Here is a 16,861-nt window from a genome sequence, read left to right as displayed (position 1 = left end):
TTGCGGAGCGGCAGAGGAGGGCGCGTTCATCCCGCCGCCCCGCGATTGGCGACGATGTTCCGGGACATCCGCGAGAGCACGCGCAGGGCGACTTCCAGCTCCTCTCTGTCGATCCCGTCGAGCACATCGGCACGCAAATCGGTCAGGAAGGCAAGGATGTCCTCGGCCTGGGCGCGCGCAACTGGCGTCAGGAACACCCGCCGGGCTCGCCGGTCGCCTTCGGCTGCGCGGCGCTCGATCATGCCGGTACGTTCAAGGCCGTCGAGCAGGCGCACCAATGTCGGCTGTTCGATGTCGAGCAGCCCGGCGAGATCGGACTGGATCGGCCCGTCGGCCTTGGCGAGCTGCATCAAAAGGCGGGCCCGCGACAACGTGAGCCCCATGTCGCGGGCGCGCTCGTCGACCAGAGCCTTGAGCTTGCGGTTGGCTGATGCCAGCTCGGCAGTGAAGGCGGCCTGAAGCTCCGGAGCGTTCATCGCATCCATATGAATAGCTTGCTAATGATATGCTGACATATCAATGCGAATGATGCATTGCAATCGTGTTCCTGGCGATTTGATATGTGTGGGAGGAATGCCTTTTCGAGCAACCCGTCAGTGCGAGCGCGGCGAAGCGATCCAGGGAATGCCGGGCGCCACGTCGTCTTGGAACGCATCGTCGCTTGCGCCCCTCATAAGGATGGAAGCACAGGCAATAAAAAACGCGGCCCGAAGGCCGCGTTCCTGACGTCCCGAAGCGTGACGAGACGCTTACTTGCCGCCCTTGGCCGGCTTGGCGTCGACGCGCTCGGCGATACGGGCCGACTTGCCGCGGCGATCGCGCAGGTAATACAGCTTGGCGCGGCGAACCTTGCCCTTGCGGACGACCTTGATCGAGTCGAGGTTCGGCGAATACAGCGGGAAGACGCGCTCGACGCCCTCGCCATAGGAAATCTTGCGGACGGTGAAGCTCTGGTTCAGGCCGCCGCCATTGCGGGCGATGCAGACGCCCTCATAGGCCTGCACGCGGCTGCGCTCGCCTTCCTTGACCTTGACGTTGACCTGCACGGTGTCGCCCGGCTGGAAATGCGGGATTTCCTTGCCGTCGGCGAGCTTGGCAATCTGCTCCTGGTCGAGCTGCTCGATGATGTTCATGGCTATCTCCATGGCCGTGTTCGCGCGGATGCGCGGGCTTTCGGCTCGCTGTTTTAAGTTGAGGGCGTGGCCATACAGCAGGGCGGCGGGTTTGTCGAGACGCTGCGACCGTCTAGCCGGGCCAGTCCTACTCATCTTGCGCAATGTCGTCGGCAAGGCCACGAGAATCAGCATGCCGGCCGAGATCCTGTCCTATGCCTCGCTGTTCACCCTGGCGGTCGGCTTGATCGCTGGCACTGTCGGCGGCGTGGTCGGAACCGGCTCCTCGATCATGCTGTTGCCGGTGCTGGTCTGGTCGTTCGGGCCGAAGCAGGCGGTGCCGATCATGGCAGTGGCCGCCGTGATGGCGAATCTGGCTCGGCTCGCGGCCTGGTGGCGCGAGGTCGACTGGCGCGCCTTCCTCGCCTATGCGCTGCCCGGCATACCCGCGGCGATGCTCGGCGCGCGCACGCTGCTGCAATTGCCGGCGGCGGCCATCGATATCGGCCTCGGCCTGTTCTTCCTGCTGATGATCCCTGGCCGGCGCTGGCTGGCGGCGCGCCAGATCAGGCTCGGCCTCTGGCAGCTGGCGCTGGCCGGTGCGGCGATCGGCTTCCTGACCGGCCTCGTGCTCTCGACCGGGCCGCTCAGCGTTCCGGCCTTCGCCGCTTACGGCCTGAGCAAGGGCGCGCTGCTCTCGACGGAGGCTGCGACCTCGCTGTTCATCTACCTCACCAAGGTCGGGACCTTCCGCAGCCTGGGTGCGATGCCGCTTATGATCTTCGCAAAGGGGCTCATCGTCGGTTCGTCGCTGATGCTCGGGGCCTTCATCGGCAAGGCGCTGGTGCGGCGTATGGATGAGCGTACGTTCCGGCTCCTGCTCGACGGGATGATGCTGCTATCCGGCCTGTTCCTGCTGCTGGCGGCATTTCGCTGACTGCTTCCGGCCGGCCGTTCCGCGCTGTATGCAGAACGAAAGCCCCAAGATTGCGGAGCCGCGCCATGTCCGAGAATTCGATCAAGACTGCCCTCGTCACCGGGGCCGCGCGCGGGATCGGGCTCGCGACGGCCAAGCGCTTCCTCGCCGACAACTGGCGCGTTGCCTTGCTCGACATCGACGAGCCGGAACTCGCCAAGGCGATGGCCGATCTCGACGCGCCGACGGCGACGATGTCGATCGGTTGCGATGTTGCTATTCCCGGGCAGGTCGCCGAAGCGGTCGATGCGGTGGTCGAGCGCTTCGGACGGCTCGATGCCCTCGTCAACAATGCCGGCACCGCCGTGTTCAAGCCATTACTGGAGACGACCTACGCCGAGTGGCAGCGCGTCCTCGCAGTCAATCTCGACGGCCCCTTCCTGACGACGCAGGCGGCCGCGTCGGTGATGGCGGACAATGGCGGCGGCGCCATCGTCAACATCACCTCGATCTCGGGTTTGCGCGCCTCGACGCTGCGCGTCGCCTACGGAACCAGCAAGGCGGCACTCGCCCATCTCACCAAGCAGCAGGCGGCTGAGCTCGCCGGCCTCGGCATCCGCGTCAATGCCGTCGCGCCCGGCCCGGTCGAGACCGCCATGGCCAAGGCCGTGCACTCGCCTGAGATTCGCGCCGACTATCACGACGCGATCCCGCTCGCCCGTTATGGTGCGGAAGAAGAACTCGCCGAAGCGATCTTCTTCCTGTGCAGCGAGCGGGCGAGCTACATCACAGGACAGGTGCTCGCGGTCGATGGCGGCTTCGATGCGGTCGGCATCGGTCTGCCGACGCTGCGTGGGCAAAGGCGCAATCGCTAGCCCAGCAGCCCGGCCAGCGCCTCCTTCAGCGTGACCTTGCCGCGGCGCGTCTCGCCGACATCCTCGAAACCGGCGCGCCCGGCGTTCATGGCGTCGTAGAGCCCGGCGAGCTCGCGCGCATGGCTTGCGCTCAAGCCCGCGGCGACGAGCCCCGGTTCCCATTCCGCGCGCGGCGTCGGCACCGCCATGACCGGCTTGCCGAGCAGGTCGCCGAGCGCTTGTGCGGCCTCTTCGGACGAATACTCCGCTGGCCCCTTCAGGTTGACGATGCGCTCGCCGGCATGCGGACGGGCAAGCTCGACGGCCGCCTGCCGGCCGACATCGAGCGCGGAGACCGTCTCGCCGGCGGCGTCGAGCGGTTGGCGCATGCTCGGCAGGATGCCGTGCTCGGCCGCGACAGCAAGAACGCTGCCCCAATTCTCCATGAATTCGGTGGCGCGGATGAAGGTCAGTGACGGAGCCGCCCCACGCAGCGCCTGCTCGAAATCGTGCAGCGCCCTGACGATGCCGGTGCCCTCCGTGCGATGTGCACCGCTCGACGACAGCGCCACCACATGCGGCACCCCGGCGCGGCGGATCGCCTCGGCGATCGCTGCGCCGTTCCTTGCTGCCGCAGCGAAAACGTCCTCGGCGGCGTGGGGCACGGGGTTGAGGACATAGGCCGACTCGGCGCCGGCAAAGGCGGCCGTCAGCGCCTCGACATCGTCGAGATCGGCCTTTGCAAGAACGGCCCCTTTGTCGGCCAGCGCCGTGGCACGGCCCGGCTCTCGGACGATCGCCTTGACCGTCTGTCCTGCTGCAAGAGCAGCCGCCAAAGCCGCGCCGCCCGTCTGTCCCGTCGCTCCCAATATCGCAAACATCGTGTTCTCCATCGGTTGATGGAGACGAGGTAACAGGGCAGTATCGAAGACGTAAGTACGCACAATTTTTATACTTGATTGGAGCCGCCGATGCGCCCCTCGCTCAAGGACATCCCCTATGTCTGGTGCCCGGTAGAGGCGACGATCGACGTGATCGGCGGCAAGTGGAAGGCGCTGATCCTGTTCCAGCTGACGCAGGGGCCGCGCCGCTTCAACGCGCTGCGCCGGCTGCTGCCGCATGTGACGCAGCGGATGATGACCTTGCAGCTGCGGGCGCTGGAGGAGGACGGCATCATCTCGCGCAGCGTGCAGGAGACGGTGCCCCCCAAGGTCGAATATGCGCTGACCGAGCGGGGCTGGGCGCTGGCGCCGATCTTCGAGGCGATGACGCTGTGGGGACAGGCGCATGGCGCGCGCCGCTCGGCGCCGGCCTGAGCCGGCGGCAACATTCCGCTTGCGCCGCCCCCGGAACGGCGCGAACCTGCCCTCCGACATCCCTCTTCGACGGCCGCCCGACCCTGTCGGGCCTGTGCGACCGCCGCCTTTCCGGCGTGGGCGCTCCATTCCCGTTCCCGCCGGTCAACCGCCGCCCCGGACGAGAGGCCGTCTAGGCCATCGTCCGTTCGCGGCCAGAACCGAAGGAGGACGACATGGCTGCGAGCGCCAGCACTGGAGGAAACCCGTCCGGCGTCAGAGGCAGGGGGCCGCGATGCATCGCGATCGTCGGTCCCTTCCAGAGCGGCAAGACCAGCCTGTTCGAGAGCATATTGGAGCGTTGCGGCGCCGTTTCGCGCGCCGGCTCGGTCAAGAGCAGGAATAGCGTCGGCGATGCCTCACCCGAGGCGCGCGCTCACCAGATGAGCACCGAGCCCAATGTCGCCAGCGTCGACTTCATGGGCGAGCGCTACACTTTCATCGACTGCCCCGGCTCCGTCGAATTCCTCCAGGAGATGCGCCACGTCCTGCCGGCGGTCGACGCCGCGGTGGTCGTCTGCGAGGCCGATGACCGCAAGGCGCCGGCGCTTGAGCTCGTGCTGCGCGAGCTCGAGGAGGCCGACATTCCGCGCTTCCTCTTCCTCAACAAGATCGATTCCGCCTCGCGGCGCGTGCGCGAGACGCTCGGATTGCTGCAGCGCGCCTCGCGTACGCCGCTGCTGCTGAGACAGATCCCGATCTGGCAAGGCGGTATCGCCGTCGGCTTCATCGATCTCGCGCTGGAGCGGGCCTTCATCTACCGCGAGCATGCGCCGAGCGAGATCGTGCCGCTGGCGCCCGAGGAAGTCGAACGCGAGCGCGATGCCCGTTTCTCCATGCTGGAGAAGCTCGCCGATTATGACGACACCCTGATGGAGGATCTGCTCGGCGATATCGAGCCGCCGCGCGACCTGATCTTCGACGATCTCGCCCGCGAACTGAAAGAGCGTCATGTCGTCCCGGTGCTGATCGGCGCGGCCGAGCGCGGCAACGGTGTCACTCGCCTGCTCAAGGCGCTGCGGCACGAGGCGCCGTCCCTAGACGTGACGCGTGGACGGATCGGCGTGGTCGACAGCGGCACGCCGCTCGCGCTGGTCATGAAGACCTGGCAGTCCGGCCAGGGTGGCAAGCTCTCGCTGGCACGTGTGCTGCGCGGCCGGATGGCCGAAGGCGACGTGATCACCTCGTCCGGCGGCGTCGAGGCCCGCATCGCCAGCGTGCTCGAACTCAAGGGCGCCGAGCAGCAGCGCCGCCCGGCAGCGGAGGAGGGCGAGACCGTTGCTTTCGCCCGGCTGGAAGGTGTGCGCACCGGCGACGCAATCGCGGTCGGCAAGGTCCGGCCCGATGTCGTCAGCGCCGTCGCGCCGCCCGAGCCGGTCCATGCACTCTCGGTCGGCGTCAAGGATCGCAAGGACGATGTCAGGCTCACGACCGGCCTCGCCAAGCTGGTCGAGGAGGATCCGGCGCTCGCCCTCGAGCATCGTCCGGAGTTCAGCGAGATGCGCCTGTCCGGCCAGGGCGAGATGCACTTGCGCGTCGCGCTCGAACGGCTCGCGGGGCGCTATGGCGTCAATGTCGACAGCGGCGCGACGCAGATCGGCTATCGCGAGACCCTGCGCGGCAAGGCCAGCGCTCGAGGCCGGCATCGCAAGCAGAGCGGCGGCCATGGCCAGTTCGGCGATGTCGTGCTGGAGATCGCGCCGCTGCCGCGTGGCGAAGGCATCCGCTTCGTCGACCGGATCACCGGCGGCGTCGTGCCGAAGCAGTACATCTCGTCGGTCGAGGCGGGCGTGCGCGACTACTGCCAGCGCGGGCCGCTCGGCTTCCCGCTCGTCGACATCGAGGTGACGCTGACCGACGGTTCCTACCACACGGTCGATTCCTCCGACATGGCCTTCCGCCAGGCGGCCCGGCTCGCAATGACAGAAGCCTGCCCGCAGGCCAGGCCCGTGCTGCTGGAGCCCATCCTGGCGGTCGAGATCGTGATTCCCTCGGATGCGATGTCGCGGGCCTCGGCGATCGTCTCGGCCAGGCGCGGCCAGATCCTTGGCTATGACGCGCGGCCGGGCTGGCGCGGCTGGGACCAGATCAACGCGCTGATGCCTGAGGCCGAGATGGGCGGCTTGATCGTCGAGTTGCGCTCGGCGACAGCGGGTGTCGGCACCTTCAGCGCCCGCTTCGACCATCTCGCCGAACTCGCCGGCAAGCCGGCCGACGCGGTGGTCGCGGCGCAGGCGCTGGTGCAGGCACGCTAGAGTCCGCCTGAGCCAGACAGCGCCGCAAATCGGCGGAAGGGAGATATTTAGACTAAAGTCTACGAACTAAAAGATGATGACGCTTCCCCGGCCAGGCCGTTCAAGCCTGACCGGGCTGCGCCCTGGCCTCGCGGTGGCGCCTGGCTTACAGGCTGGTCGAATGCCGCCTTTATCGAGTTGCAGTAAGAAGGTTTATATGTAAACTTTCGAGCGGCGGGTGCTTGCGCCCGCCGCTAGGCTTGCGCAGTGTAGTGCCGAACAATCAGAAGGTGCGGGTCGTGACCGGCGGACAGCCGGGCGTCCGCCGCGCGGCATCCAGGCCCGGCAACAGGGCGGACCGCAAAGGGGAGGATGGGGATGACGGTTCTTTCCGCGGCTCAGGCGACATCGGATGCGCGCCCCTGGCTGGCGCATTATCCGCCGGCCGTGCCGCCGGTGATCGACGAAGCCGGTGTCGGCACGCTTGCCGACCTGATCCGCAATGCCTGCGAGACCTATGCCGATCGCCAGGCCTTCGAGAGCTTCGGCAAGTCGATCACTTTCGCCGAGGTCGGGCGTGCCGCGCGCGCCTTCGCCGCCTGGCTGCAGGCGCAGGGCTTCAAGAAGGGCGACCGCATCGCGCTGATGATGCCGAACATCCTCGCCTATCCGGCGACGATCTTCGGCGCGCTGATCGGCGGCTTCACCGTCGTCAACGTCAACCCGCTCTACACCGCCCGCGAGCTGGCTCATCAGGTCAACGACGCCGAAGCGCGCGCGCTGGTGGTGATCGAGAACTTCGCCCATGTCGTCGAGGAGGCGCGGCCCAACCTCAAGCTCGACGCGATCCTCATCGCCACTGCCGGCGACCTGATGGGGTTCAAGGGGACGATCGTCAATTTCGTCGCCCGCAAGATCAAGAAGGTGGTGAAGCCCTACAATCTGCCGGGCTCGGTGCCGCTCAAGAGCGTCTTCGCCCAGACGGGGACGATGAGCCCGGTCACGATCGCGCCCGGGGACGTCGCCTTCCTGCAATATACGGGCGGCACCACCGGCGTCTCCAAGGGCGCGACGCTGACGCACCACAACGTCGCCTCCAATGTCGCGCAATGCGCGCTCTGGCTCGGCTGGCAGCTCGAGGCGCCGCATGGCCGCAGCGACTATCAGCATGTCATGGTCACGGCGCTGCCGCTCTACCACATCTTCGCCCTGACCTGCTGCTGCATGTTCATGCTGCGCATCGGCGCCAAGAGCCTCCTGATCGCCAATCCGCGCGACATCGCCGGCTTCATCAAGATCCTGAAGGCGAGCCGTTTCACGCTCTTCTCGGGCGTCAATACGCTCTACAACGCGCTCGCCAGCCATCCCGAGATCAAGGACGTGAACTTCTCGGAGCTCAGCTTCGCCATCGCCGGCGGCATGGCGACCCAGGCCGCCGTGGCCAAGCGCTGGAAGGAGGTCACCGGCCGGCCGATCATCGAGGGATACGGCCTCTCGGAGACATCGCCGGTCGCCTCGGTCAACCGCACCGACATCACCGAGTTCAGCGGCACGATCGGCTACCCGCTGCCCTCGACCGACTTCGCCATCCGCGACGCCGAGGGCAACGACGTGGCGACCGGAGAAGCCGGGGAGATCTGCATCCGCGGGCCGCAGGTGATGGCCGGCTATTGGAACCGGCCGGACGAGACCGCCAAGGTGATGACGGCGGACGGCTATTTCCGCTCCGGCGACGTCGGCATCTTCCTGCCGGACGGGCAGATCAAGGTCGTCGACCGGATGAAGGACATGGTCCTAGTCTCCGGGTTCAACGTCTACCCGAACGAGGTCGAGGACGTGCTCGCCAAGCATCCCGGCGTGCTCGAATCGGCCGTGATCGGCCTGCCGGACGAGCATTCCGGCGAGGCGGTGACCGCCTTCGTGGTCAAGCGCGATGCGGCCGTCACCGCCGAGGATCTGCGTGCCTTCTGCAAGGAGAACCTGACCGGCTACAAGGTCCCCAAGCAGATCATCTTCCGCGAGGCGCTGCCCAAGACCAATGTCGGCAAGGTGCTGCGCCGGGCGCTGCGCGAGGAGATCGCTGCGCAGAAGGGGTGAACCCCCACCTTCATCGTGAGGAGACCGCGTTAGGGGCCGCCTCGAAGGTTGAAGTCCCGGGCGGTAGCGGGCCTATTCCGGCGCATGGATGGTCGCGCGCAGGGCCTTGAACTGCGGCAAAGCAGCGGCGAGGCTGGCCGGGTCGGTGGCGCAGATCAGGGCGGTGCGGCCCTTGGCCGTCTCCAGGGTCGAGGTGAACATGCGCACATTCTGCGCGTTCGGCCCGGCCTTGGGCGTCACGACCAGCTCGATGCCGGTGAAGCCCTGGTGTTCGAACAGCTTGAGGTCGGACACGGTGCCGATCGTCTCGAACATCTCGCGATAGAGCTGCTGCCATTCCGGCCTGGTCATCTGCTCGTTGACGATGTCGCGCGTCAGCTGCGCGTTCTGCGTCGAGGGCTTGAAGCCGAGCGTGCAGAGATGGCCAGTGCTGTTCACCGCCTTGGGCGTGCCGGTCTTCGAGGAGATGTCGATCGTCACGTCGAATTGCGGATGTGGCTTGCCGGCTTCCGCCTTGAAGCCGGCCGGCGGCGAAACCGAGAGGCCGCTTACGGAATCGCCATAGGATTGCGCGGTAGCGCTGGCGGCGGACAGGATGGCTGCGAGGGCGGCGGACAGGCGAAGCGATCTGGTCATGGTCACGGGCTAGTTCCCGATTGCGACGGCAGCGAGACGGATGAAGCGCTGCCGGCTATGGCCGGGGAGGGGGGCCGGGTCAAGCAGCGAGCAGTGATTTGCCGCTCCGGGCATGGCTCGTCACTCCCAGGATCTGACCGGGCGCGACGCTGTGGCCGAAGCGCACCAGCGTGAAATCCTCGGCTCGGCCGGTATCGCCGCGCTCGGTCAGGACGGAGAGCGGCCGGCCGATTCGGGCGGAAAGATGCCGCCCATGGGCCGCCTCCGCGGCTTCCCGCAGGCGGGCCGCGCGTTCCTTGATTTCGCCGCCGGCGACCTGCGGCATGCGTGCCGCCGGCGTGCCGGGCCGCGGCGAAAACGGGAAGCCGTGGACATAGGACAGGCCGCACTCCTCGATCAGTGCGAGCGTGCGCGCGAACATCGCCTCGTCCTCGGTCGGGAACCCTGCGATCAGATCGGCGCCGAAGGCGATGTCGGGGCGTAGAGCCCGCAACTCCTTGCAGAAGCTGATCGCGTCGGCGCGGCTGTGGCGGCGCTTCATCCGCTTCAGCACGAGGTCGTCGCCCGATTGCAGCGACAGATGCAGATGCGGCATCAACCGCGGCTCGTCGGCAATGAGATCGCGCAGATCGTCATCGACCTCGACAGCGTCGAGCGAGGACAGGCGCAGGCGCTTCAGCTCGGGCAGCGCCGCGAGGATCGCGCCGACGAGAGCGCCGAGCGTCGGTCCGTCCGAGCGCTCCCGGCCATAGCTCGTCAGGTCGACCCCGGTCAGCACGATCTCGCTCGCCCCTTCCGCGACGAGACGGCGCGCCTGCACGATGACCTCGGCGACATCAGCCGAGCGGGCATTGCCACGCCCGAGCGGGATGACGCAGAAGGTGCAGCGATGGTCGCAGCCGTTCTGCACCTGCAGGAAGCCGCGCGTATGCAGGCCGAGCGCCTGCGTGCGCTGCGGAGAGGCATCGCGTGCCTGCATGATGTCGCCGACCACGATCTTGCTCGTCACATCGGCCGACGGGCCAGCCCGCAGGCTGTTCGAGCTCGCGAGAGTCCGCCAGCGCGCCGGGTCGAGCTTCTCGGCATTGCCGAGCACCCGCGTCACCTCCGGCATGGCGGCGAAGCGTGCGGGCTCGATCTGCGCGGCGCAGCCGGTGACGACGATCGGCCGCTCGGGCCTCTCGCGGGCGAGTCGGCGGATCGCCTGGCCGGCCTGGCGCACGGCTTCCGCAGTCACCGCGCATGTATTGATCACCGCGATCTCGGAGAGGCCGGCAGCCAGTGACTGCCGCTCGATCGTCTCGCTCTCGACGAGGTTCAGCCGGCAGCCGAAGGTGACGAGCTCGACGCCCATCAGGCGACGGCGGCGAAGAGGCCGGGCTCCAGCACGCCGTCCCAGTCGAGCGCGGCCGGCCCGGTCATCAGCACATGGCCGTCGCTCTCGCGCCATTCGATGACGAGGTCGCCGCCGGGCAGGCTGACGGTCGCCTTGCGCTCGGAGAGCTCGCGGCGCACAGCCGCGACCAGCGCCGCACAGGCGCCCGAGCCGCAGGCTCGGGTGATGCCGGCGCCGCGCTCCCAGACCCGCAGCACGATATGGTCCGGCGCCTTGACCGCGGCGAGGCCGATATTGGCGCGGTCCGGAAAGATCGGGTGGTTCTCCAGCAGCGGGCCGATCTGCTCGAGATTGAAGCGATAGGGATCGTCGACGAAGAACACGGCGTGCGGATTGCCCATGCTCACGGCGCAGGGCGTGTGCAGGATCGGATCGTCGATCGGCCCGATCTGCAGTTCGAAGCGGCTGGTGTCCTCGAAGGGCTCGGCCAGCGGGATCTCGTTCCAGGCCAGGCGCGGCGCGCCCATGTCGACGGTGAAGACGGCCTCCGACAGACGCGCCACCGGCAGCAGCCCGGCCTTGGTCTGCAGCAGGAGCCCGTCGCGGCCGGCCTGGCCCATCCCAGGGTCGGCGGTCATCGCCCAGGCGACGCAGCGCGTGCCGTTGCCACAGGCGCCGGCCTCGGAGCCGTCGGTGTTGTAGATGCGGACATAGGCGTCGATGCCCGCCGCCTTTGCGTCGTGCAGGACCATCAACTGGTCGAAGCGGGTGCGCTCCTGACTGGCGATGGCGCGGGCCTCGGTCTCGGAGACGATATGCGTCGTTCCGCGCAGATCCAGCACAGTGATCTCGTTGCCGAGCCCGTTCATCTTGAGGAACCGGCGATTGGCGAGGGCGTTCATATCGTCACAAGTCCATGATGCTGGCGGTATATGAGCGCGATGCCGAAAAATTGCCACCCTTCGCGATCTTCCTGCCGTTACGGGATCAGCGTAGTTTGCGGCACGGCGCGAATCGGTCGTGTCAGCTCGGGATATTCGGGTATGCGGCAGTCGAGATTCAGCGCGCTCCTTCTTGCGCTCGCCTTTGCTTGTCCGGCTGCCGCGCAGACGCGCGTGGCGCCGCCGACTGCCGTGGAGAACACGCCGCTCGCCGCGCCGCCGGGGACCGCGACGCCGGCGCAGAATGCCCAGCAGGCGCCGACCCAGAGCCAGGGCGGTCAGCCGGCTCAGGCCGAACCCCAGCCGGTGCAGCCGCCGCCGGCGCTTCAATCACCCGTGACACCGCAGCCGGTCCAGCCCGCTCCTGCGGCGCCGGCCGAGCCGCAACCCGTCCAGCCGCCCCCGACTCTGCCCAGCCCGCAGCCCGCGCCCCCTGTGCAGCAACAGCAGACCGGCACGCCCGACTCGAATGCGACGCTCGCCGGCAAGAAGGGCGACCCCTCCGATGTCGACGAGGTGCAGCTGACGGCCAAGCCTGTATTGCTCTTCGCCGGGCAGGCGAGCTGGGATCAGGGTTTCCAGAAACTGGGGGAGACCATCGCTCTCCTGCGGGCCGAGGCCGACAGGGCCGGGCTCAAGGTCGCGGGCCGGCCGCTCAGCCTGTTCGTCGAGACCGACGACAACGGCTTCAAGTTCGAGGCGATGCTGCCGGTCGACAAGCCGGCTGCCACGGCGCTGGCGAATGGCGTGCGCAACGGCCAGTCACCGGTCGGTCGCGCGCTGCGCTTCGTCCACACCGCTCCCTATGACGATATCGATTCGACCTATGAGACGATCACGGCCTATCTCGAGGCCAAGAACATCGTCGTGAAGGACGCTTTCCTCGAAGAGTATGTCAGCGATCTCAAGGACGCCGGGGACCCGAACCTCGAGATCAACGTCTACGTCCAGCCGAAATAGGGCATACGTCTCGAATAACGACGTAGTCATCCCCGACAAGCGGCGGTAGCCGCGCCGATCCGGGATCCATGCCTGAGCCTATCCGAAAAGGGTTCCGGGTTTCCCTCCGGTCGCCCGGGCCGACCGAGTCGAGTTAGGGGTTCACGCCTCCCACACCAGCCCCGGCCGCATCGGCCGAAAGCGCTCTTCGGGCAGTCCTGCCTGCTCCAGCGCGATCGTGAGCGCCTCCGGCGGGCGGGTGACGCCCTCGTCCGTGAGCTGGAAGGTGCCCCAATGGTGGCCGAGCGCCTGCTCGGCGCGCAGAGAGCGCATGACCTTGACCGCTTCCTCGGGGTTCATGTGGTTGTCGCTCATGAACCAGCGCGGCTCATAGGCGCCGATCGGCAGCGCCGCCAGGCGGAACGGGCCGTGCTCCCGGCCGAGCCGCTCATAGAGCGAGCCGTCATGATAGCCGGTGTCGCCGATATGGAAGAGCTTGCCGCCCGGAGTCTCGATCACGAAGGAGCACCACAGCGCCATGCGCCGGTCGAAGGCGCCGCGCGCCGACCAGTGATAGCTCGGCACCAGCGTGGTCGCGACCTTGTCGGACAATTCGAGCCGCGTAGCCCAGTCATGCGCCTCGGCGCGAACGCTCGCCTCGCGTGCCTTGACGATCACATCGTTGCCGAGCGGCATGATCATGCGCGGATTGTCGCGGGCATGAACCTGCGCCAGCGTCTCGACGTCGAGATGGTCGTAATGGTTGTGCGTCACCAGCACGACGTCGATCTTCGGCAGGTCGGCGAAGGCGACACCAGGGGCGTTCACGCGCTTGGGCCCGAAGAAGGAGAACGGGCTGGCGCGTTCGGAGAAGACCGGGTCGATCAGGATGTTGAGGCCGGCGACCTGGTATAGGAACGAGGCGTGGCCGAGATGGACGACGCGCAAGCCTTCGACGCGGGCCGGCGGCTTGTCCTGCGGCGGGGCCTCGTATTGCGCCGGAAACGCCTCGCGCTCGCGTTTCGAGAACTGCCAGCGCAATACATCGGCCAAGCCCTTGGTGACCGGCCGGCCGTCCGTGAAGACCAGACCGTCGAAATGGTCGCTGACCGGGCCCTGGTAATAGGGATTGCGCGAGCGCGCATAGGAGGCCCAGGCGAAACCGGAGGAGCCGAGAAGGGCGGGGATGCCGAGAAGGCGCAGGAGCTTGCGGCGTGTCATGGCATAGTCAGGTCGTGCGCGTATCGCGCAGCGTCAAGACCGCGCCGTCCGTTTCAAGACAACTTGATCGCCGTCGCGTGCAGCCAGCGCGTCGGCTCCTGGTCGTAGCCGCCACCCAGATCCTCCTCGATATCGATGCGGTTCCAGCTGCCGTGGCCGTAGGCCGTGCGCAGCCAGTCGGCATCCGGATAGTTGTAGTAGCGGCCGAAGCGGTCGCGGCCTTCCGCCTCGCCGGCCTTGTAGCTGGCGTAGAAGACGCCGCCCGGCCGCAAGGCCCGGTGCACTCTCGCGACGATGCCGGGCAGGGCCGGCCGCGGGACATGCAGCAGGCAGGCATTGGCCCAGACCCCGTCGAAAGCCGCATCCGCCACGAGGTCTTCGAACAGCAGCACGGAGACCGGCCGGCCGAGGCGCTTTTGCGCCTGTGCGGCGAGTTCGGGCGAGCCGTCGGTCGGGCTGACGTCGAGGCCGAGCCCGAGCAGGGCTTCGCTGTCCTGGCCACCGCCGCAGCCGAGTTCGAGCACTGTGGCCTGGGCCGGCAGCAGCCCGGTGAAGCGTCGCAGCCGCGCCTCGCCGAGTTCGCGGTCACGCCCGGCATACACTTCAGCCTCGGCCGCGTAGAAGCCGAGCGTATCCACGTCGCGTCCGCTCATGCTTGATCCTTCAGTTGTTGCCGGAGCGCACCGCGACGGTGGCGATGCCGGCGCCGATCAGCAGCGTGCCGCCGGCCTTGTTGAACAGGCCGATGGCGCGGGAATTGCCGACGACGGCGCGGGCGCGCGAGGCGATCAGCGCATAGCCGAAGGCATTGGCGAAGGCGAGGGTGATGAAGGTCGCCTCGAAGATCAGCATCTGCGTCCAGAAATCGGCCTTCGGGTCGAGGAACTGCGGCAGGAAGGCGACGAAGAAGGTGATGCTCTTCGGGTTCAGCGCCGTCACCAGCCAGGCATGGCCGAGCATTTTCAGCGCCGAGCTTGCGTCCCGGCGCGGTTCGGCATCGAGACTGCCGCCGGCCCGAAAGAGCTTGACGCCGAGATAGATCAGATAGGCCGCGCCCGCCCATTTCAACGCGGTGAAGATCGTCGCCGAGGTCGCCAGCAGCGCACCGACGCCGAGCATGGACAAGGTCATCGCGGTGAAGTCGCCGAGCGCGACGCCGACCGCCATCGGCAGGGCCGTGCGCCAGCCCTGGCCGAGCGCATAGGAGATCACCAAGAGGATGGTCGGCCCGGGGATCACGAGGAGGACGGCTGTGGCGGCGGCGAAGGCGGCCCAGGCTTCGAAGGTCATGGTGTAGAGGCTCCGCTAAAGACCAGAGCCATCACCACGACGGGATGTTTGTAAAGGGCTATTTTGCGCGCAGATAGCCGCTCATTGCCGTGATTACGTCGACAAGTTGCCCGTCGTCGACGCGGCCGATCGCCTGCGCATGGCGAGCCTCGATCGTGGCGATCTTGCAGGGGCGGATCGTCGATGGCGCCGGCAGGCCCGCTTCGCGGTATCGCGCTCCCAGTGGCACGTCACCGGGCCAGGGGCGGTTCTCGGCGCTCGTGATCATCGCGACCCAGAGTAGTGCCTCGCCGTCTCCAATGCCGCCGGCCGACACGACCAGCGCTGGCCGATGCTGGCGCGTCGCGCGATCGGTATAGGGAAAGGGAACGCGGACGACGTCGCCCTGCTCAAAGACCGGCATAAGCCTTCCGATCCGCCTCGCTGTCCCATTCGCCGAACGTCGCGAATGGGTCTTCGGCAGCCGGCGAGGTCGCCTTGCTGATCACGACATGATCGTCGGCGATCACATAGGCGATCTCGTCGCCATCCCTGAGCTTGAGGGCGGCGCGGACCGGTTGCGGGATCGTCGTCTGCGCCTTGCTCGTCAGCTTGCTCGTGATCATAGCAACCTCCTGTTGGATAGGTAAGGAATTTCCTTTCTTTCTGCAATCCATCCGCGATGACGTCCTAAAGCGGCGCCCCCCAACGGAAGGTCGTCGTCCCGCTGCCGCGCGCCGGCACCAGGGGCCCTGCCGACATCTCCTGCCGCTTCTCCGGATCGCCCGCCAGTACAAGCGTCCACCAGGCGCCGTACCGGGTCTGCGGGTTCTTTGCGAGGGCAAGGCCGATGCGCGTCGCCTGCGGCATCGACAGGTTGGCTTCGTGGCCGGAGGATTTCTTCCAACCGTCGAAGGCCTCTTGCGTCGAGTAGTAGCCGGCGCCGAGATTCTCCGCGGCGCGCACCGTGTCGAGGCCGGCGGCGCTGACGCGGGAATTGAAGCTGCCGGCGGCGCTGTGGGAAAGGTCGTCGCTGGCGGCCATCGCGTCGGACTGGCGCTGGGCCATCGTAGTCAGCGTCGAATCGAGCCTCACTGGGCCGAGGCCCTTGCCGGCGCGATAGGCGTTGAGGATGCGCACCGCCTCGGCCGGATCGGCCTTCACCGCGGCGAGGCGCTCGATCTTGCGCGGGCTCGGCGCCGTGGTCTCGCGTTGCGTTCCGGCACAACCGGCCAGAAGCAGGGCGATCAGGAGGGCTGTGCCCGAATGCTTCGTCATCTATGGGGGGATCCTGTCAGGCACGATCGGCTGGCGTATCCGCCTAATGGCGGATTCTGGCAGGATTGTCGCGGCGCCGCCTGAGCGAGACGCCGCGTCTTGCGCAGGATCAGCCCTGCGCGCCGGAGATCACCCGGCATAGCGCGTCGCGAACGTAACCTTCGGGAGCGACCTGGCCCTGCTGGACGACGAAGACCGCATCGACCCGCGTACTGCTGCCACTCTTGCGGGCGGTGATGCGCAGGGTCTGTGGCCGGCCGGAGCCCGAGGTCTCCTGGATGGCGAGGACGGAGCTGGTCGCGTTGTCGATGCGCATGTCGGCGAATCCTTCGGCCGAGACGGCGGCGCCGAGATCCTTCAGCACCCGCGCCGGCGCGCGCTTCTGCACGATGTCCCAGGTCTTGTAGGTCAGGCCGGTCAGCATCGGCGTGCCGACCACGGAGAAGTTGCCTTCGCAGGACTGCGCCTGCGCCTGGGTGAGGCCGAGCGCGAACAAGGCGGCGGCGAGGACCGGAAGCTTCATTGTATCTCCGTGATGAGGATCGCGCAGGGCTGGCGCAGCCGCCGCTTGTGCGCTTCAGCTTGACTTTCGCCGCATTTGTCCGCTTTAACGCGCGCATTCGTTTCGCCGACATCGCCGAAACCTCATCCGCCGACCGGGCCGCTCGCTGAG

Annotated in this window: 20 protein-coding genes; 7 read left to right on the top strand and 13 right to left on the bottom strand. The window is 67.5% G+C overall.

Annotated features, from left to right (window positions below):
• Positions 1–26 precede the first annotated feature (26 nt).
• Positions 27–485, bottom strand: coding sequence for a MarR family winged helix-turn-helix transcriptional regulator (locus tag BMZ21_RS07735; RefSeq protein WP_091831536.1), 459 nt, complete (start codon positions 483–485; stop codon positions 27–29).
• Positions 486–749: 264 nt separating this feature from the next.
• Entirely contained in the window at positions 750–1,133 is a 384-nt protein-coding gene (gene rplS / locus BMZ21_RS07730) for a 50S ribosomal protein L19 (protein ID WP_091831534.1), read from the bottom strand.
• A 172-nt stretch (positions 1,134–1,305) separates the two neighbouring features.
• Between rplS and BMZ21_RS07725 the strand changes: the two genes are divergently transcribed.
• Positions 1,306–2,049 carry a sulfite exporter TauE/SafE family protein gene (locus BMZ21_RS07725; RefSeq protein ID WP_091831532.1) on the top strand — a complete coding sequence of 248 codons (744 nt, stop codon included), beginning with the start codon at positions 1,306–1,308 and terminating at the stop codon, positions 2,047–2,049.
• A gap of 65 nt (positions 2,050–2,114) precedes the next feature.
• Complete coding sequence (locus BMZ21_RS07720; RefSeq protein WP_091831530.1) at positions 2,115–2,903, top strand: SDR family NAD(P)-dependent oxidoreductase; 789 nt, start codon at positions 2,115–2,117, stop codon at positions 2,901–2,903.
• Here BMZ21_RS07720 and BMZ21_RS07715 read toward each other — a convergent pair.
• Positions 2,900–3,763 carry an NmrA family NAD(P)-binding protein gene (locus BMZ21_RS07715; protein ID WP_167561568.1) on the bottom strand — a complete coding sequence of 288 codons (864 nt, stop codon included), beginning with the start codon at positions 3,761–3,763 and terminating at the stop codon, positions 2,900–2,902. The two genes, BMZ21_RS07720 and BMZ21_RS07715, sit on opposite strands and share 4 nt — an antisense overlap.
• Positions 3,764–3,853: 90 nt before the next feature.
• Here BMZ21_RS07715 and BMZ21_RS07710 point away from each other — a divergent pair, with 90 nt between their 5' ends.
• The 3 genes from BMZ21_RS07710 to BMZ21_RS07700 all read left to right on the top strand — a co-directional run bounded on the left by BMZ21_RS07710 (position 3,854) and on the right by BMZ21_RS07700 (position 8,568).
• Entirely contained in the window at positions 3,854–4,198 is a 345-nt protein-coding gene (locus tag BMZ21_RS07710; protein ID WP_091831526.1) for a winged helix-turn-helix transcriptional regulator, read from the top strand.
• A 215-nt stretch (positions 4,199–4,413) separates the two neighbouring features.
• A complete protein-coding gene (locus tag BMZ21_RS07705) occupies positions 4,414–6,492 on the top strand; it encodes an elongation factor G (RefSeq protein ID WP_091831524.1) in 2,079 nt (692 codons plus the stop codon).
• A 357-nt stretch (positions 6,493–6,849) separates the two neighbouring features.
• Positions 6,850–8,568, top strand: a complete 1,719-nt coding sequence (locus tag BMZ21_RS07700; protein WP_091831522.1) for an AMP-binding protein — start codon at positions 6,850–6,852, stop codon at positions 8,566–8,568.
• Positions 8,569–8,640: 72 nt separating this feature from the next.
• On the opposite strand, the gene BMZ21_RS07695 is transcribed toward BMZ21_RS07700, so the two are convergent.
• The 3 genes from BMZ21_RS07695 to dapF all read right to left on the bottom strand — a co-directional run bounded on the left by BMZ21_RS07695 (position 8,641) and on the right by dapF (position 11,442).
• The gene (locus BMZ21_RS07695) at positions 8,641–9,210 is read right to left on the bottom strand and encodes a hypothetical protein (RefSeq protein ID WP_091831520.1); all 570 of its coding nucleotides are present in this window, start codon (positions 9,208–9,210) and stop codon (positions 8,641–8,643) included.
• A 73-nt stretch (positions 9,211–9,283) separates the two neighbouring features.
• On the bottom strand, positions 9,284–10,558 hold the full coding sequence (mtaB, locus tag BMZ21_RS07690; RefSeq protein WP_091831517.1) for a tRNA (N(6)-L-threonylcarbamoyladenosine(37)-C(2))-methylthiotransferase MtaB: 1,275 nt from the start codon (positions 10,556–10,558) through the stop codon (positions 9,284–9,286).
• Positions 10,558–11,442, bottom strand: coding sequence for a diaminopimelate epimerase (gene dapF, locus BMZ21_RS07685; protein WP_091831515.1), 885 nt, complete (start codon positions 11,440–11,442; stop codon positions 10,558–10,560). Before dapF ends, mtaB begins: the two co-directional genes overlap by 1 nt.
• A gap of 213 nt (positions 11,443–11,655) precedes the next feature.
• Here dapF and BMZ21_RS07680 point away from each other — a divergent pair, with 213 nt between their 5' ends.
• Positions 11,656–12,441, top strand: coding sequence for a GyrI-like domain-containing protein (locus BMZ21_RS07680; protein ID WP_167561567.1), 786 nt, complete (start codon positions 11,656–11,658; stop codon positions 12,439–12,441).
• A gap of 141 nt (positions 12,442–12,582) precedes the next feature.
• Here the strand turns inward: BMZ21_RS07680 and BMZ21_RS07675 are convergent, their stop codons facing one another.
• From BMZ21_RS07675 to BMZ21_RS07645, 7 genes are all read right to left on the bottom strand, one after another.
• Positions 12,583–13,641, bottom strand: a complete 1,059-nt coding sequence (locus tag BMZ21_RS07675; RefSeq protein ID WP_091831511.1) for an MBL fold metallo-hydrolase — start codon at positions 13,639–13,641, stop codon at positions 12,583–12,585.
• A 53-nt stretch (positions 13,642–13,694) separates the two neighbouring features.
• Positions 13,695–14,294, bottom strand: coding sequence for a class I SAM-dependent methyltransferase (locus BMZ21_RS07670; RefSeq protein ID WP_091831509.1), 600 nt, complete (start codon positions 14,292–14,294; stop codon positions 13,695–13,697).
• A 10-nt stretch (positions 14,295–14,304) separates the two neighbouring features.
• Positions 14,305–14,931, bottom strand: a complete 627-nt coding sequence (locus tag BMZ21_RS07665; protein WP_091831507.1) for a LysE family translocator — start codon at positions 14,929–14,931, stop codon at positions 14,305–14,307.
• Positions 14,932–14,989: 58 nt separating this feature from the next.
• On the bottom strand, positions 14,990–15,334 hold the full coding sequence (locus tag BMZ21_RS07660) for a type II toxin-antitoxin system PemK/MazF family toxin (protein WP_091831505.1): 345 nt from the start codon (positions 15,332–15,334) through the stop codon (positions 14,990–14,992).
• A complete protein-coding gene (locus BMZ21_RS07655) occupies positions 15,321–15,536 on the bottom strand; it encodes an AbrB/MazE/SpoVT family DNA-binding domain-containing protein (protein ID WP_091831502.1) in 216 nt (71 codons plus the stop codon). The genes BMZ21_RS07660 and BMZ21_RS07655 overlap by 14 nt, the downstream gene beginning before the upstream one ends.
• Positions 15,537–15,600: 64 nt before the next feature.
• On the bottom strand, positions 15,601–16,188 hold the full coding sequence (locus BMZ21_RS07650) for a CAP domain-containing protein (RefSeq protein WP_091831500.1): 588 nt from the start codon (positions 16,186–16,188) through the stop codon (positions 15,601–15,603).
• A gap of 109 nt (positions 16,189–16,297) precedes the next feature.
• On the bottom strand, positions 16,298–16,711 hold the full coding sequence (locus BMZ21_RS07645; protein WP_091831498.1) for a hypothetical protein: 414 nt from the start codon (positions 16,709–16,711) through the stop codon (positions 16,298–16,300).
• On the opposite strand from BMZ21_RS07645, the gene BMZ21_RS30290 reads away from it, so the two are divergent.
• Positions 16,711–16,860, top strand: coding sequence for a hypothetical protein (locus BMZ21_RS30290; protein ID WP_158673646.1), 150 nt, complete (start codon positions 16,711–16,713; stop codon positions 16,858–16,860). The genes BMZ21_RS07645 and BMZ21_RS30290 overlap by 1 nt on opposite strands.
• The last annotated feature ends 1 nt before the right edge of the window (position 16,861 follow it).

The organism is Allobosea lupini (genome assembly GCF_900109525.1).
GTDB lineage: Bacteria > Pseudomonadota > Alphaproteobacteria > Rhizobiales > Beijerinckiaceae > Allobosea > Allobosea lupini.
The sequence above is the reverse complement of the archived record's forward strand: the minus strand, read 5'-3'. Positions and strand labels throughout refer to the sequence as shown.

Excerpts from the sequence above, each read along its gene's own strand:
- BMZ21_RS07735 (WP_091831536.1), bottom strand. The coding sequence starts at position 485 with ATGGATGCGATGAACGCTCCGGAGCTTCAGGCCGCCTTCACTGCCGAG.
- rplS (WP_091831534.1), bottom strand. The coding sequence starts at position 1,133 with ATGAACATCATCGAGCAGCTCGACCAGGAGCAGATTGCCAAGCTCGCC.
- BMZ21_RS07725 (WP_091831532.1), top strand. The coding sequence starts at position 1,306 with ATGCCGGCCGAGATCCTGTCCTATGCCTCGCTGTTCACCCTGGCGGTC.
- BMZ21_RS07720 (WP_091831530.1), top strand. The coding sequence starts at position 2,115 with ATGTCCGAGAATTCGATCAAGACTGCCCTCGTCACCGGGGCCGCGCGC.
- BMZ21_RS07715 (WP_167561568.1), bottom strand. The coding sequence starts at position 3,763 with ATGTTTGCGATATTGGGAGCGACGGGACAGACGGGCGGCGCGGCTTTG.
- BMZ21_RS07710 (WP_091831526.1), top strand. The coding sequence starts at position 3,854 with ATGCGCCCCTCGCTCAAGGACATCCCCTATGTCTGGTGCCCGGTAGAG.
- BMZ21_RS07705 (WP_091831524.1), top strand. The coding sequence starts at position 4,414 with ATGGCTGCGAGCGCCAGCACTGGAGGAAACCCGTCCGGCGTCAGAGGC.
- BMZ21_RS07700 (WP_091831522.1), top strand. The coding sequence starts at position 6,850 with ATGACGGTTCTTTCCGCGGCTCAGGCGACATCGGATGCGCGCCCCTGG.
- mtaB (WP_091831517.1), bottom strand. The coding sequence starts at position 10,558 with ATGGGCGTCGAGCTCGTCACCTTCGGCTGCCGGCTGAACCTCGTCGAG.
- dapF (WP_091831515.1), bottom strand. The coding sequence starts at position 11,442 with ATGAACGCCCTCGCCAATCGCCGGTTCCTCAAGATGAACGGGCTCGGC.
- BMZ21_RS07675 (WP_091831511.1), bottom strand. The coding sequence starts at position 13,641 with ATGACACGCCGCAAGCTCCTGCGCCTTCTCGGCATCCCCGCCCTTCTC.
- BMZ21_RS07670 (WP_091831509.1), bottom strand. The coding sequence starts at position 14,294 with ATGAGCGGACGCGACGTGGATACGCTCGGCTTCTACGCGGCCGAGGCT.
- BMZ21_RS07665 (WP_091831507.1), bottom strand. The coding sequence starts at position 14,931 with ATGACCTTCGAAGCCTGGGCCGCCTTCGCCGCCGCCACAGCCGTCCTC.
- BMZ21_RS07660 (WP_091831505.1), bottom strand. The coding sequence starts at position 15,334 with ATGCCGGTCTTTGAGCAGGGCGACGTCGTCCGCGTTCCCTTTCCCTAT.
- BMZ21_RS07655 (WP_091831502.1), bottom strand. The coding sequence starts at position 15,536 with ATGATCACGAGCAAGCTGACGAGCAAGGCGCAGACGACGATCCCGCAA.
- BMZ21_RS07650 (WP_091831500.1), bottom strand. The coding sequence starts at position 16,188 with ATGACGAAGCATTCGGGCACAGCCCTCCTGATCGCCCTGCTTCTGGCC.
- BMZ21_RS07645 (WP_091831498.1), bottom strand. The coding sequence starts at position 16,711 with ATGAAGCTTCCGGTCCTCGCCGCCGCCTTGTTCGCGCTCGGCCTCACC.